This window comes from Marinobacter sp. JSM 1782161 (assembly GCF_011421605.1).
GTDB classification, from domain to species: Bacteria; Pseudomonadota; Gammaproteobacteria; order Pseudomonadales; family Oleiphilaceae; genus Marinobacter_A; species Marinobacter_A bohaiensis.
This window is the reverse complement of record NZ_WSSA01000002.1, coordinates 2307080-2320969: the sequence shown is the minus strand read 5'-3', so window position 1 is coordinate 2320969 and position 13890 is coordinate 2307080. Positions and strand designations below refer to the sequence as shown.

Annotated in this window: 16 protein-coding genes and 1 other RNA gene; 7 read left to right on the top strand and 10 right to left on the bottom strand. The window is 65.0% G+C overall.

The window, feature by feature from the left end:
- The first annotated feature begins 120 nt into the window (after nt 1-120).
- A complete protein-coding gene (gene ilvA, locus GQB00_RS10430; protein WP_111493976.1) occupies nt 121-1647 on the top strand; it encodes a threonine ammonia-lyase, biosynthetic in 1527 nt (508 codons plus the stop codon).
- Between the two features lie 332 nt (nt 1648-1979).
- The gene (locus GQB00_RS10425; protein ID WP_165856173.1) at nt 1980-2132 is read left to right on the top strand and encodes a hypothetical protein; all 153 of its coding nucleotides are present in this window, start codon (nt 1980-1982) and stop codon (nt 2130-2132) included.
- Between the two features lie 108 nt (nt 2133-2240).
- On the opposite strand, the gene GQB00_RS10420 is transcribed toward GQB00_RS10425, so the two are convergent.
- The 6 genes from GQB00_RS10420 to GQB00_RS10395 form a co-directional block, all read right to left on the bottom strand.
- On the bottom strand, nt 2241-2999 hold the full coding sequence (locus GQB00_RS10420; protein WP_165856172.1) for a 5-formyltetrahydrofolate cyclo-ligase: 759 nt from the start codon (nt 2997-2999) through the stop codon (nt 2241-2243).
- 48 nt (nt 3000-3047) lie between these two features.
- A non-coding RNA gene (ssrS, locus tag GQB00_RS10415) (6S RNA) lies at nt 3048-3229 on the bottom strand.
- A 76-nt stretch (nt 3230-3305) separates the two neighbouring features.
- Nucleotides 3306-3587 carry a cell division protein ZapA gene (locus GQB00_RS10410; RefSeq protein ID WP_111493980.1) on the bottom strand — a complete coding sequence of 94 codons (282 nt, stop codon included), beginning with the start codon at nt 3585-3587 and terminating at the stop codon, nt 3306-3308.
- Nucleotides 3587-3793, bottom strand: a complete 207-nt coding sequence (locus tag GQB00_RS10405) for a TIGR02449 family protein (RefSeq protein WP_165856171.1) — start codon at nt 3791-3793, stop codon at nt 3587-3589. The genes GQB00_RS10410 and GQB00_RS10405 overlap by 1 nt, the downstream gene beginning before the upstream one ends.
- A gap of 143 nt (nt 3794-3936) precedes the next feature.
- Nucleotides 3937-5205, bottom strand: a complete 1269-nt coding sequence (locus GQB00_RS10400) for an ABC transporter permease (RefSeq protein ID WP_165856170.1) — start codon at nt 5203-5205, stop codon at nt 3937-3939.
- Entirely contained in the window at nt 5202-5900 is a 699-nt protein-coding gene (locus GQB00_RS10395) for an ATP-binding cassette domain-containing protein (protein WP_111493986.1), read from the bottom strand. Before GQB00_RS10395 ends, GQB00_RS10400 begins: the two co-directional genes overlap by 4 nt.
- A 72-nt stretch (nt 5901-5972) precedes the next feature.
- Here GQB00_RS10395 and GQB00_RS10390 point away from each other — a divergent pair, with 72 nt between their 5' ends.
- Complete coding sequence (locus GQB00_RS10390; protein WP_165856169.1) at nt 5973-6476, top strand: DUF3299 domain-containing protein; 504 nt, start codon at nt 5973-5975, stop codon at nt 6474-6476.
- A 7-nt stretch (nt 6477-6483) separates the two neighbouring features.
- Here GQB00_RS10390 and GQB00_RS10385 read toward each other — a convergent pair whose 3' ends face one another.
- Entirely contained in the window at nt 6484-7071 is a 588-nt protein-coding gene (locus GQB00_RS10385; protein WP_165856168.1) for a ZrgA family zinc uptake protein, read from the bottom strand.
- 133 nt (nt 7072-7204) lie between these two features.
- Between GQB00_RS10385 and GQB00_RS10380 the strand changes: the two genes are divergently transcribed.
- The 4 genes from GQB00_RS10380 to GQB00_RS10365 are packed head-to-tail and all read left to right on the top strand — an operon-like array spanning nt 7205 to nt 11622.
- Nucleotides 7205-7795, top strand: a complete 591-nt coding sequence (locus tag GQB00_RS10380; protein WP_165856167.1) for a UPF0149 family protein — start codon at nt 7205-7207, stop codon at nt 7793-7795.
- A gap of 19 nt (nt 7796-7814) precedes the next feature.
- A complete protein-coding gene (gene pepP / locus GQB00_RS10375; RefSeq protein ID WP_111493994.1) occupies nt 7815-9131 on the top strand; it encodes a Xaa-Pro aminopeptidase in 1317 nt (438 codons plus the stop codon).
- Between the two features lie 12 nt (nt 9132-9143).
- Entirely contained in the window at nt 9144-10412 is a 1269-nt protein-coding gene (gene ubiH / locus GQB00_RS10370) for a 2-octaprenyl-6-methoxyphenyl hydroxylase (RefSeq protein WP_165856166.1), read from the top strand.
- Nucleotides 10402-11622 carry a UbiH/UbiF/VisC/COQ6 family ubiquinone biosynthesis hydroxylase gene (locus GQB00_RS10365; protein WP_165856165.1) on the top strand — a complete coding sequence of 407 codons (1221 nt, stop codon included), beginning with the start codon at nt 10402-10404 and terminating at the stop codon, nt 11620-11622. The genes ubiH and GQB00_RS10365 overlap by 11 nt, the downstream gene beginning before the upstream one ends.
- 275 nt (nt 11623-11897) lie before the next feature.
- On the opposite strand, the gene GQB00_RS10360 is transcribed toward GQB00_RS10365, so the two are convergent.
- From GQB00_RS10360 to tatB, 3 genes are all read right to left on the bottom strand, one after another.
- The gene (locus GQB00_RS10360; RefSeq protein WP_165856164.1) at nt 11898-12620 is read right to left on the bottom strand and encodes a 16S rRNA (uracil(1498)-N(3))-methyltransferase; all 723 of its coding nucleotides are present in this window, start codon (nt 12618-12620) and stop codon (nt 11898-11900) included.
- Entirely contained in the window at nt 12617-13339 is a 723-nt protein-coding gene (tatC, locus tag GQB00_RS10355) for a twin-arginine translocase subunit TatC (protein ID WP_228160598.1), read from the bottom strand. Before tatC ends, GQB00_RS10360 begins: the two co-directional genes overlap by 4 nt.
- A 104-nt stretch (nt 13340-13443) precedes the next feature.
- On the bottom strand, nt 13444-13884 hold the full coding sequence (tatB, locus tag GQB00_RS10350) for a Sec-independent protein translocase protein TatB (RefSeq protein ID WP_165856162.1): 441 nt from the start codon (nt 13882-13884) through the stop codon (nt 13444-13446).
- Between the last annotated feature and the right edge of the window lie 6 nt (nt 13885-13890).

Below are 13890 nucleotides of genomic sequence, written 5' to 3'. Positions count from 1 at the left end.
CGGCCGGGCATTAACGCTGGACGCCAAACCGCCAAACTCCGTAGACTTGAGGGTTTTCACCCACCCGAAAGGTCTGTCAGGGACCGTTGTTTCATCGACCCAGAGAAGGGAATTGCCACCATGCCACAGCGCTACATCAAGAAAATACTCGATGCCCGAGTCTACGATGTGGCGATTGAATCGCCGCTGACTCATGCCCGTAACCTGTCCAAGCGGTTCAACAATCACATTATTCTGAAGCGCGAAGACCTGCAGCCGGTGTTCTCGTTCAAGTGCCGTGGCGCCTACAACGCAATTGCCCATCTCAGCGAGGAAGAGCGGGAGAAGGGCGTGATCTGCGCCTCCGCCGGCAACCATGCCCAGGGCGTGGCACTGGCGGCGCAGGAGCTGGGCATCAAGGCGGTGATCGTCATGCCCCAGACCACGCCGGAGATCAAGGTCAAATCCGTGCGCGACCGGGGTGCCAAGGTGGTGCTCAAGGGTGACGCGTTCGACGAGGCCGCCGCCCACGCCCAGGAACTGATGGACAAGCAGGGGCTGACCTACATCCCGCCCTACGACCATCCCGATGTGATCGCCGGCCAGGGTACGGTGGCCATGGAGCTGTTGTGGCAGTTCACAAAACCCCTGCACGCCGTGTTCATTCCGGTGGGCGGTGGTGGCCTGATGGCCGGTATGGCGGCCTACATCAAGTACCTGCGTCCGGAGACCCGGGTCATCGGCGTGGAGCCGGAAGATTCCAACTGCCTGCAGGCGGCGCTGGCCGCTGGCGAGCGGGTGGTTCTGGATGAGGTCGGCATCTTTGCCGACGGCGTGGCGGTCAAGCAGATCGGCAAGAACACCTGGGACATCTGCAAGGAGTGCGTGGACGAGGTGGTGACCGTCTCCACCGACGAAATCTGCGCCGCCATCAAGGATGTGTTCGACGACACCCGCTCCATCTGCGAGCCGGCCGGGGCCCTGGCGGTGGCGGGCATCAAGAAATACGTCCAGCGCGAGGAAGTCGTAGGGCAGAACCTGGCGGGGGTTCTCAGTGGCGCCAACATGAACTTCGACCGGCTGCGTTACATCTCCGAGCGCACGGAAATCGGCGAGCAGCGCGAAGCGATCCTCGCGGTGACCATTCCCGAGCGCCCGGGCAGCTTCAAGTCGTTCATCAACGCCCTGCACAAGCGCAGCATCACCGAGTTCAACTACCGCTACTCGGACGGCGACGAGGCCCGCATCTTCGTCGGCATCCAGATCCAGTCCGGTGGCCTGGGTCGCGAGGAGCTTGTCGAGGACCTGCGGGACGGCGGTTACGGCGTCATCGATCTGACCGACAGCGACATCGCCAAGCAGCATATCCGCCACATGGTGGGCGGCCACGCGCCGCACATCAACAACGAGAAAGTGTTCCAGTTCGAGTTCCCGGAACGACCCGGGGCTTTGCTCAAGTTCCTGATGTCCCTGGGCACCCGCTGGAACATCTCCATGTTCCATTACCGCAATCACGGTGCGGCCTACAGCCGGGTGCTGATGGGTGCCCAGGTGGAGGACCACGAGATCGGGGCCTTTACCCAGATGCTGGACAAGGTGGGCTTCCGTTACGAGAACGTGACCGACAACGAGGCTTACCGGCTGTTCCTGGGGAACGGGAACCACTGAGGCCGGATTGGCAAGCGGGTATACCAGACGGCCGGGATCCGAGGATTCCGGCCGTTTTTATGGGCTGGAGTGGGCGCGGACCTCACCGGTCAGCAATTAAACATTCTGTAATCTGTAATAAATTGTATTCGGGAAGTTAGCTGATACTATTTACAACAATTCTTCGAATAAAAAATAACCAACTGATTGTCGTGAGGATTTACAATGGGTCCAAATGGCCCATCTGTCATCATCCGAGCGGCGACCGGTTGGGGCAGCAGCGCTGATCAGGAACGACCAAAACAGAATACGAAAGCGGTACCAAAGCCGCTGATATTGGGGGATGCAATACCATGGAACGAAAGCCTGACATGATCCGGGCGCTCGTTTTTATTTTCGTCATTGGCCTTGCGGTCACGGGGCTGACAACGCTGCACGCGTCTGAGCCCAAGTCGCGGGCGGCGGACGTCGTCAACCCGTCATTGCTGTCTTCAGCCGACGAATAAAGGCGAACGAGTGGCGAGGCGCACGTGCGGTGAGCGTGGCGGCGCCTCGATTCGACGTTTCCCTATCCTGCTTCTGCTTATCCCGTCCTTGCCGACCCCGGAGCACGTTTAACGCGGTATCCGGCCGAGACGCCGTCGACCCTGACGTCTGTCGGCCCATGGGTAGCGCCCAAAGCGCAGTCGGGGGTGGCGTTGAACTCCCGTTTTTCCGGCTACGTTTCCGGTTCCCGAAGCCTGCTGTTGACAGATAATCTGCCGCGTCGGGGTGATCACCCTGGACATGGGCACGTCCCATGTCTGCACCGGCAGGCTTTCCACTTCCTGTTCGTCGTGTGCCAGGCCAATCAGCGCCGGCGGTCGCGCGTACGCCTGCCGTTTGAAGGCAAAGGTCCGGTCGTAGAAGCCGCCCCCCATACCCAGCCGGCCGCCACAATCATCAAAGCCCACCAGCGGCATCAGCACCGCGTCCAATGCCCAAGGCGCGCGGCGGGGCGCGTTGCGCCTGGCGGGCTCGGGAATCCCGAAACGATTGCGCCGCAATCGCGTGCGCGGGTCCAGGCGATAGAACCAGAGCTGGTTGCCCAGCACCGGGTGCAGGACCGGCAAATAAACGCTCAGCCGGCGTCGGCGTGCCTGTTCGATAAACGCGCGTGGATCGACTTCACCGTCGTTGGGCAGATACAGGCCGATATGGCGGGCCCGGGACAGGCCGAAATAGCGCATCAGTTGAACGATCAGACCCCGGGCGGCGGCCCGTTGCTGGCTGTCGGACAGGGCCCGTCGGCGCTGGCGCAGGGTGCGGCGGAGCTGTCTGCGGTTGGCGCTTGCCGGGACGGGGGTGGGAAATCGGGTCACAGTGTCGGCCATTCGTAACGCGTGTGGTGGAAGCGATGGCGCATTCAGGCGAGAAAAATAAAGCTTCCCGGGATGCCGTTATCGGATGTGGCCCTTGAACCCAAAAGTTCAAGGTGGTGGCCGCTGTGACACATTAGGCTTTCCCCTGCGTGGGGGACATGCTCACAATGCCCTGAAGTAGCCACCTAGGTATTGCGCATCGGCTCGAGGACGTATCCGACCAGCGAACAACCCAGGAAGTGGACTCATTATAAGGGCTTTACCCGGTGTGGATGCAAACCCGACTTCGGATAATCCTGATGCCGGGCCTATGTCCGCTCACTCGCCCAGAGCGTCGTCCAGGCGATGGTCCATCTGTTCCAGGATACGGGCCGCTTTATCGGAGAGATTGTGCTGCAGCAGCTCGTGGGTGATGTTGAGTGCCGCCATAACGGCAATCCGCTCGGTGCCAAAGACCTTTCCGCTGGCGCGGATCTCGCGCATCTTGCTGTCCAGGTGGCGGGCGGCTTCCTTCAGTTCGTCCCGGGCGTCGTCCGGGCAGGCGACCAGGAAGGACTTGTCGAGGATGCTGACTTCGACCGTGGTGGGGGTGTCCGACATCAGTGTTGCTCCAGGGCCCTGAGGCGGCCGATCATCGCTTCAATCTTGTTGCGGGCCAGGTCGTTCTTCTGCATGAGCTGGGCGCGTTCGCGGTTCCAGTCATCCTGCATCTGACGCATGGAAGCGTTTTCCTGCTCCAACTTCTCACAACGAGCAATCAGGCGGTCCACCTTGTCGGCAAGAGCCTGCAATTCAGACTGATCCATGGCGTTTCACTTCCCGGGCGAAGAATCAGGATTCTGGGGGGAATCCGTGAGTTACCTCACCAACTATAAATGGGGCCTTAAGGGGGGTCAATTTGCAGACCTTGCCGTCCCGTCATCTTTGCGGGCCATTTGTGACCGCCTGCTCAGGCGCTCTCCGACAGGCCTTCGCTGAGACTGCCGCGGTAGGCCTGCCAGGCCGGGGCCAGAGAGACCAGCAACGCCAGGACCGGGACCGCGCCGAGCAGCAGCCATTCCTGCGAGTCGGGCCAGCGCAGGCTCAGGGCAATGCCCCAATGGGACAGCAGCCAGGGCGCCAGCGCCTGGAGCAGCACGGCACCAAACAGCAGCGCCAGGGCGCAGGCGAGCAGCGCAAGCAGTACGCACTCCAGGGCGTAGAGGCCGGCAATCAGTAATGGCGACGCACCCACCGCCCGCAGGATGGCGATCTCCCGCTGGCGCTGGCGCTGGATCGCCAGCAACACGGCGATCAGGCCCACCAGACTGATGACCACGACAAAGCCGCTGAGCAGCACCAGGGCCTTCTCGAACTGGCCCATCAGGCGCCAGAGCTCGCTCAGGGCGACGCCGGGGAGGATAGCGCTGAGCGGCTCCAGGTCAGACTCGTTGATGGCGCGCTGGACCTGGAAGGTCAGCACCTTGCGCCCGATGCCGGCGTAGGCGGCGGTGATGGCGTCCGGCGTCAGGTCCCGCTCGCGCACGGCATCCGCGCTGGGGGTGCGCCCGGGAATCGGGATGCCCGCCTGCCAGCCCACGTGGATGGCCTCCATGCCCGCCAGGCTGATGTAGACCGCGCGGTCGACCGGGGTGCCGGTCGGGGCGAGGACGCCGGACACCGCGAACGGCATGGTGTCGTGCTTCATGAAGCTGACGCTGCCGGTACCGTGGGCCAGGGTGATGCGGTCGCCGAGCCCGTGGCCCGTTTCCCGGGCGACGGTGGCGCCCAGCACCACGTCGAACAGGTCGCTGAACCAGGCGCCCTGGTGCAGGGCCAACCGCTGGTCCCGGCCATAGCGGAAATGCTTCGGGAACGCCTCGCTGGTCCCTACCACGCGGTAGCCTTCGTAGCTGTCGCCGAGGGAAATGGGCACCAGCCAGTCGATGCGCTCGTCGTCGGCGAGCGTCTCGAAGGTGCTCCAGCGGATGTTGTTGGTGGCATCGCCCATGTGGAACACGGTGTACAGCAACAGGTTCAGCTGGCCGGCGCGGGCGCCGATGATCAGGTCGGTGCCGCTGATGGTGCGGCTGAAGGTGTCTTTCACCTCGGTGCGCAGGTACTGGACGCCGAGCATCAGCGTCACGCTCAGGGTCAGCGTCAGCACCACCAGCCCGAGCAGGCCGCGCCGGTGCCAGAGGCTGGACAGCGCCAGGGACAGGAAATGCACGGGGCTCATGCGGCGGCCTCCGGGGTGCGGGCCAGATCCAGGCTCCGGTCGAACAGGCTCGCCAGGGCGCGATCGTGGCTGACAAACACCAGCGCGGTCTCGCTGGCCCGGCACTGTTGCATCAGTAGTTCGATGAAGCGGTCGCGATTGTCGGCATCCAGCGCCGACGTGGGCTCGTCGGCCAGCACCAGGTCGGGCTGTCCGATCAGGGCCCGGGCGCAGGCGACCCGCTGCTGCTGCCCCACGCTGAGGCGGGTCACCGGGCGTGACCAGAGCGCCTCGTCCACGTCGAGCGCCGTCAGCAGTCGCCGCGCTTCCCGCTGCGGATCGGGCCGGGCGCGACCGGCGCGGGTTTTCGACAACCGGCAGGGCAGGGTGACGTTATCCACCACGCTCAGATAAGGCACCAGGTTGAACTGCTGGAAAATCACGCCCATGCGATCCGCCCGCAGCCGGTCCCGGGCGCGGCGGCTCAGTTCGGGGAGAGCGCGGTCGCCCAATCGGAGGACGCCGTCGTCCGGGAGGCTCAGACCGGCCAGCAACGCCAGCAGGGTGCTCTTGCCGCTGCCACTGGGGCCGCGCAGGAACAGGTGCTCGCCCGGTGCCAGCAGCAGGTCGGGAAAGGTCAGCGCGCGCTCGGTGCCGGGCCAGCGGTAACTCAGGTCCAGTGCCTCGATCAGCGGTGGCCGGGGGCGGGCGGTCATGATGTTACATCCCTTGTGGTTGGATGGGGGCCGTGTATGATCGGCTTCAATCGATGCTTGAGGATTCTACCCATGTTGCGCGCGTTTTGTTCCCTGGTGGTGGCGCTCCTGCTGGCCGTTGGTCAGCCGGTGTCGGCGGAGGAGTCCTGGCCGGAGGTGGACTGGCTGGACCTGATGCCCGCCGAGGATCTTGCACTGCTGGAAAATCTGCCCGAAATCGAGCACCAGGGCAACGGCCCCGTGACTCTGCCGGACGAGATCATGACCGGTCGCACGGTGCCGGAATACGATCATCGCAGGGTCCGCATTCCCGGCTTCGTGGTGCCGCTCAAGGTCGACAACGATCAGCGCATCTACGAATTCTTCCTGGTGCCCTACTACGGGGCCTGCATCCACGTGCCGCCACCCCCGCCCAACCAGATCATCCACGTCACCTACGAGGAAGGCTTCCAGGTCCAAGCGCTGTACGACCCCTTCTGGGTCAAGGGCGTGCTGCGCATTGAGGAGACCGAGACCGAAGTGGGGGATTCCTCCTACGCCATGGACGCCCTGGAAATCGTCCCCTACGAAGGCTGACGACGCGCTACTCCATCGACAGCGCCCGGCGCTCGCGGGTCAGGACCTGAGCGCCCTGGCCCTGATCGTCCACCCATTGCACGTCCAGGCGCTGCAGGGCGTTGAACCGCTCGAACAGGGGGGTGGTCAGGCTGGCGGACGCCACTGAGCCGTCGCAGCTCAGACGCTGGATGACTTCAAACTCGCCATGGCTGTCATGCTCTCCTTCGTGCTCGTGCTCGTGCTCGTGCTCGTGCTCGTGCTCATGGCCATGGGCTTCGGCGTGGTCGTGATACGCTTCTTCAGCCTCTGCCAGCGTGTGACTGGCCGAGGCGGTCTTCAGTTGGCAGTCGGCACCGGCGAGAAGCGGCGTCCGCTCGAGCCAGTGGCGGGTGTCCGCCAGGGCGGCCTTCTCCGCGTCGTTTTGGGGGGCGTGTTCGAAGCCAACCAGGTTGTAGGCCGGTGAGTCCAGCAGCAGCTCCACCGACGATCCCTCGATGGCCAGTTGCAGTTGGGCCTGGCCGTGAACATGGGCGCCCAGTCCCTCGGCGGCCTGGGTGGATAAGGACAGTGGAAGGCTGAACAGGGTGGCGGCAAGCCAGCGCGACGAGGGCATTCGGAATCTCCTTTGAATAGTTATGTTATAACGTATTTGCATCCGCGGATAACGTCAAGCCGCGCGGCGATGTGTTTGCCGCCCCCGAGTGCTAGGATAGGGGCCTTCAAATGCATCCACCGATTGTTGATTGATGACTGAGCAAACGACCATGACACCGGCCCTCGGTGAGTTCGAGACCTGGGCCAACCTGTTCACCCAATTCAAGGCGTTCAGCCACCCGTCGGAGCTGCACGGGGTCCTGTGTGGACGCCTGGCCGCCGGTGGACGGCTGGATCGCAAACAGTGGCGCGAAGGCGCCAGCGAGCAGATGGGCATCGCCCCGGAAGCGGCGGAGTCCTCCGAAGAGCTGTCGACCTTCCTGGATACGGCCTACGAGGTGACCCTCGAAGCGCTGAAAGCGTCCGACCTCAGCTTCAAGCCGTTGCTGCCGGAAGACGACTACGCTCTGGAAGAGCGCCTGCAGGCGCTGTCGTCCTGGGTGCGCGGCTTCCTGGAAGGTATGGCGATCGAGGCCAGCCAGGCGCTGGGCGAGGCCACCGGTGAAGTCCGCGAGCTGGTGGAAGACATGGTCGCCATCAGCCAGGTCGCCGCCGGTGAGGAAGACAGCGAGGAAGGCGAGCAGCAGTTCAACGAGATCATGGAATACGTCCGCGTCGGGGTGCTGACCGTCTTTACCGAATTCAACGCCCCCGAACCCCCAGCGGACAAGACCCTGCACTGAGATTGCCGGAGTACCGATTATGCTGATGCCGATCAAAGAATTTGCCGCCCGTCGCCAGGCGCTCATGGAGCAGATGGCGGAGAACAGCATTGCCATCGTGCCGGCGGCCCCGGAGCGGGTCCGCAACCGCGACGTGCTGCACCCGTTCCGCCAGGACAGCGATTTCCAGTACCTCACCGGGTTCGGTGAACCGGAAGCGGTGCTGGTGTTGATCCCGGGGCGCGAGCACGGCGAATCGGTGCTCTTCTGTCGCGAGCGGGATCCCGCCAAGGAACTCTGGGACGGCTTCCTCGTGGGGCAGGAAGGGGCCATCGAGCGCTATGGCTTCGACGACGCCTTCCCCATCGCCGACATCGACGACATCCTGCCGGGCATGATCGAAGGCCGCAGCCGCGTCTATTACCCACTGGGCAAGGACAAGACCTTCGACAGTCAGGTGATGGACTGGGTCAAGACCATCCGCAGCAAGGTGCGCACCGGCGCCAATCCGCCGGGCGAACTGGTGGCCCTGGAACATACCCTGCACGACATGCGCCTGTTCAAGAGCCCGGCCGAGATCAAGGTCATGGCGAAAGCCGGCGAGATCAGCGCCGAGGCCCACTGTAATGCGATGAAGCGCGCCCGGCAGGGTGGCTACGAGTACAACCTCGAAGCGACCCTGAACCATACCTTCATGGAGCACGGCGCGCGCTCCACCGCCTATCCGTCCATCGTCGGCAGCGGCGCCAACGGCTGCATCCTGCACTACATCGAGAACAGCGCGCCGCTCAGGGACGGCGATCTGGTCCTGATCGACGCGGGCTGCGAGCTGGAGTGCTACGCCTCGGACATTACCCGGACCTTCCCGGTCAGCGGCCGCTTCAGCGATCCCCAGCGGGCGGTCTACGAAGTGGTGCTGGCGGCCCAGTACGCGGCCATCGATGCGGTGAAGCCGGGCAACCACTGGAACCATCCGCACGAGGCGGCGCTGAAAGTGCTGACCCAGGGCCTGATCGACCTGGGCATCCTCAAGGGGCTGAACCTGGAGGAAGCCCTGGAGCAGGAAGCCTTCCGGCCGTTCTTCATGCACCGCACCGGTCACTGGCTGGGGCTGGATGTCCACGACGTGGGCGATTACCGCATCGGCGACGCCTGGCGCGTGCTGGAGCCGGGCATGGCCCTGACCGTCGAACCCGGCCTCTACATTGCTCCGGATAACACCGAGGTGGACGAACAGTGGCGCGGGATTGGCATCCGCATCGAGGACGACGTGGTGGTCACCAAAGAGGGCTGCCGCGTGCTGACCGACGCCGTGCCCAAGCGCATCGACGAGATTGAAGCGCTGATGGCCGAATAAGGAGATACGCCCGTGAGCGAACCGGCCGCGTCCCCGTTCGATACCGATGTGCTGATCGCCGGCGGCGGCCTGGCGGGCGCTACCCTGGCGCTGGCCCTGTCCCGGCGATTGCCGCATCGGCGCGTCACGGTGGTGGAGGCCTATCCGCTGGCCACTGATGCCACGCCGGACGCCTACCAGCCCAGTTACGATGCCCGCTCCACGGCACTGGCCTGGGGCTCGCGGCTGATCTACGACGACCTCGACCTGTGGCCGCAACTGGCCGGCAGGGCCATGCCCATCCGCCATATCCACGTCTCGGATCGCGGTCGCTTCGGCGCCACCCGCCTGGCGGCGGAAGAGCACGGCCAGGACGCCCTGGGCTACGTGGTGGATAACCGGCTGATGGGGCTGGCGCTGATGCAGGCGCTGGCCGAGCGGCCGCAGGTTCACTGGCGGGCACCGGCCAGGGTGATGGACGTGACACCGCGGCCGTCCGGCGTCAGCGCGACACTGGACACGAACGGGAACAGCGCGACCATGACCGCCCAATGCGTGGTGGTCGCCGACGGTGGCCGTTCCGGCTTGCGCGAGCGTCTTGGCTTCCGCGCCGATACCCGCGACTACGGCCAGCACGCCCTGATTGCCAACGTCTCCACCCGTCAGCCCCACGCCGGCACCGCGTACGAGCGGTTCACCGACGCCGGTCCCATGGCGCTCCTGCCTCGGGGGCGTCCGGGCGCGGCCGCCTGCGACTCGGCGCTGGTCTGGACCCTGAACGACCACGACCTGGAGCAGGTGCTGGCCGGCTCCGACGCCGACCGCCTGGCCCTGCTGCAGGCCCGTTTTGGCTGGCGCCAGGGGCGCTTCACCCGCATCGGCGAGTGCAGTCATTACCCGCTGAAGCTGACCACCGTGCCGGAAGCGGTACGCCCGGGCATGGTGCTGGTGGGCAATGCCGCCCACACCCTGCATCCGGTCGCCGGTCAGGGATTCAACCTGGCGCTGCGCGGGTTGATGGGGCTGGTGGAACAGTTTGAGAAGGCCGACACGGCCGGCACGCCGCTCGGGCACCTGGGCGTGCTGCAGGCGTATCAGGACGAGCACCGCCGCGACTGGCAGGAAACCGTCCGCTTTTCCGACAGCCTGATCCAGGTGTTCGGGGCCCGTTCGCGGACCCTGGCCGCGGCCCGCGACGCCGGTCTGGTGGGGCTCGACCTGGTCCCGGGCGCGCGCCGCTGGTTCGCCCGTCGTGCCATGGGGCTGGGGCGCTTTACGAGAGGGATTGGCGATGAGCGCTAGACAGCACTTCGACATCCTGGTGGTCGGCGGCGGCATGACCGGCGCAGCGACTGCCCTGGGATTGGCCCGGCAGGGATGGCAGGTCGCGCTGGTGGAAAGCCAGCCCCGTTCGGTCTGGTCGGAGGCGTTGGCTCCGGCCGACGGCGTGGACGCTTTCGAACCCCGGGTCAGTGCCCTGGCGCTGGCCAGCCAGCGCCTGCTCAGCGAGCTGGGTGTCTGGCCGGCGGTAACCGCCCGGCGCCATTGCCCGTATGCGCATATGGACGTCTGGGACGGCGATGGCACCGGCCGAATCCGCTTTGAGGCGGCTGAGCTGGGCGTATTGGCGCTGGGCGCCATTGTCGAGAACCGTATCCTGGTACAGGCCCTGATGGCCGCGGTGATGGACAGCGACATCGAGCTGATCGATGGCGTGACCGTTAGCGGCTGGTGGGAGCAAGGTCACGAACGCGGCATCCGCCTGGACGACGGCCGCCACCTGCAGGCGGCGCTGGTGGTTGCGGCGGACGGTCCCAATTCCCGTCTGCGCCAGTGGACCGGCCTGCCCACCCGTGAGTGGGACTACGACCAGCAGGGCATCGTCTGCACCGTCAGAACCACCCAGAGTCACGATCACACCGCCTGGCAGCGTTTCACGCCGACCGGCCCGCTGGCGTTCCTGCCGCTGGCAAACGAGGCGGGGGACCGCTGTTACAGCTCCATCGTCTGGTCCCAGGATACCGCCGAGGCCCGCCGCCTGATGGCGCTCGACGACGCCGCCTTTGCCGCCGAGCTGGAGGCCGCCATCGAACGGCGTCTCGGTGCGGTGGAACAGGTCTCCAGACGCCATGCTTTTCCGCTGCGCCAGCGTCACGCCAAGGACTATGTGCGCCCGGGTCTGGTACTGATTGGTGATGCGGCCCACACCATCCACCCGCTGGCGGGCCAGGGTGTGAACCTGGGCTACGGCGACGTGCGCGCCTTGCTGGACGAACTGGGACGGGCCCGCGATGCGGGGTTGCCCGCCGATGAACCCATGATGCTGTCGCGCTACCAGCGCCGCCGCAAGGGCGAGAACCTGGCGATGATGGCGGCAATGGAAGGCTTCAAGCAGCTGTTCGCGAGGGATGAGTTGCCGCTGCGCTGGGTGCGCAACGCCGGTATGCGCTGGCTGGATGAGGCCGGGCCGCTCAAGAACCGGTTGGCGGCCCAGGCGATGGGGTTGGAATAAAGGCGTTGTCTGTCGCTTCGGTTGGTGGCGGCTGGCTTCAAGTCGATCGCTGCAAACAGGCAGCCCGCAGCCCGATGGGCTGCTCCGAAGCTGAAGCGTCGGCTACATGCTCGAGTTGTCTGGAAAATGCAGCCGACGCTTTAGCTTCGGAGGCGCCGTAAGGTGCCCGACTTTGACGTCTCGAAGACCGTAAGACTGCGAAAGCCGCGTATTCCGACAATGCCCTCTCATGGCAGGAAGTGCCCGCTCGAACCTCATCGCCGCCTCAATTCGCCCTAATACAAACACCCATCATAAAGCCGGCTCACCAACACCGGCACCGCGGTTTCCACGCGCAGGATGCGGGATCCCAGATGAACCGCTTCGGCACCCGCCTCGATGATTTTGTCCACTTCGTAGGGAATGAAACCGCCCTCGGGGCCGATGCACAGGGTGGCGGGTTCTGACAGATGCGTGGGGCAGGGCGTGTCGGTGCCGGGGTGCGCGATCAGTCCCGGACGCCGGGCCATCAGTCCCGGCAACTCGTCTTCCACGAACGGTTTGAAGCGCTGGCGGATGTGGACTTCAGGCAGGCGCGTATCGCGGGCCTGCTCCAGGCCCAGCGTCAGGTTCTCCCGCAGGTGTTCCGCCTGCAGCCAGGGGGTCTGCCAGAAGCTCTTTTCCACCTTGTAGGCGTTGATCAGCCAGATGTCCTTGACGCCCAGACTGGCGCAGGTCTGCAGCACCCGGCGCAGCATCTTGGGTCGCGGCATGGCCAGTACCAGGCTCAGCGGCAGGGGCTCCGGCGGTGGCGTATCCAGGTGTACCGTGAGGTGGGCTTCGCGATCATCCAGGTGGATGAGTTCGCCGTGGCCCATCAGGCCATCCACGCGCCCCAAGGGGATGCGGTCGCCGACTTCGGCGTTGAGCACGCCGGCCAGATGATTGCGCCGGCGGTCGCGCAGCACCACGCGGTCTTCGGCGACGAAGTCGTCGTCAAACAGGAGCCCCAGGTTCATGATGCGTCGTCAGCCGTCTCCGGGCGACGGGCCAGCCGGCCAAACAGGATGCCCAGCTCGAAAAGAATCCACATGGGCAGGGCCAGCAGGGTCTGGGAGATGATGTCCGGCGGGGTCAGCAGCATGCCAATGATGAAGCAACCGACGACCACGTAGGGGCGTTTGGCGGCCAGATCCTCGGGCGTGGTGATGCCGGCCAGGATCATCAGGATCACGGCAATGGGGATCTCGAACGCCACGCCGAAGGCGAAGAACATCTTCAGCACGAACGTGAGGTAGCTGCTGATGTCCGGCATCTCGGAAATGCCTTCCGGACCGATGCTGGTGAAGAAGCCGAACACCAGCGGAAACACCACGAAATAGGCGAACACCGCGCCCAGGTAGAACAGGAGTACCGACGAGAACAGCAGCGGAAACGCCAGCCGCTTCTCATGGCGGTACAGGCCCGGCGCGATGAAGCTCCAGACCTGGTAGAGGATGTAGGGAATGGCCGCGAACACCGCCACCACCAGCGCCAGTTTGAGCGGTGCGAAGAAGGGTGAGGTGACGTCGGTGGCAATCATCACCTGGCCTTCCGGCAGCAGGTCGCGCAGCGGCTGGGACAGCCACAGGTAGAGCTCGTTGGCGAAGGGGTAGATCGCCGCGAAACAGACCAGAACCGCCAGGACCACCTTGAGCAGGCGATTGCGCAGCTCCAGCAGATGGTCGATCAGCGACATTTCCGCCTGATCGTCGTCTCCACCGGAGCCGTCGTTGGCGGGTGACGGCGTATCGAGTTTGTCCTGTTCAGCGGAGGACACGGCATCTCCTGATGGGCGGGACGTCATGTACGGTTGTCCGGTGCGGCCTGTGGGGTGTCGGCGTGGGGATCGCGGTTGTCCGATGCTTGGTCAGGGGGAACTTCGGCCGTCGCAGTCTGGCTCTGTTGCAGCGCCTCTTCCCGCGAACGGGGGGCGGACTCGAGCTTGCGCTTTTCCTCGTCGGACAGGATCAGGTGCTCGTAGTCGCGGGCCTTGGCGATGCCATCGCGCACGTTCTTTTCCACGCCATCCAGGTCGATGCCGCCTTCCTTGCGCAGCTTTTCGCGCAGCTCGTCGGCTTTCACCTGGCGGTCCAGCTCGCTGGTGAACTGGCGCACCAGGCGACGCGTGCGGCCGACCCACTGCCCCGCCGTCCGGGCCGCGCCGGGCAGGCGCTCGGGCCCCAGGATCAGCAGGGCGATGACGCCGCAGATCAGCAGCTCAAGAAAGCCGATATCGAACATGTCGGT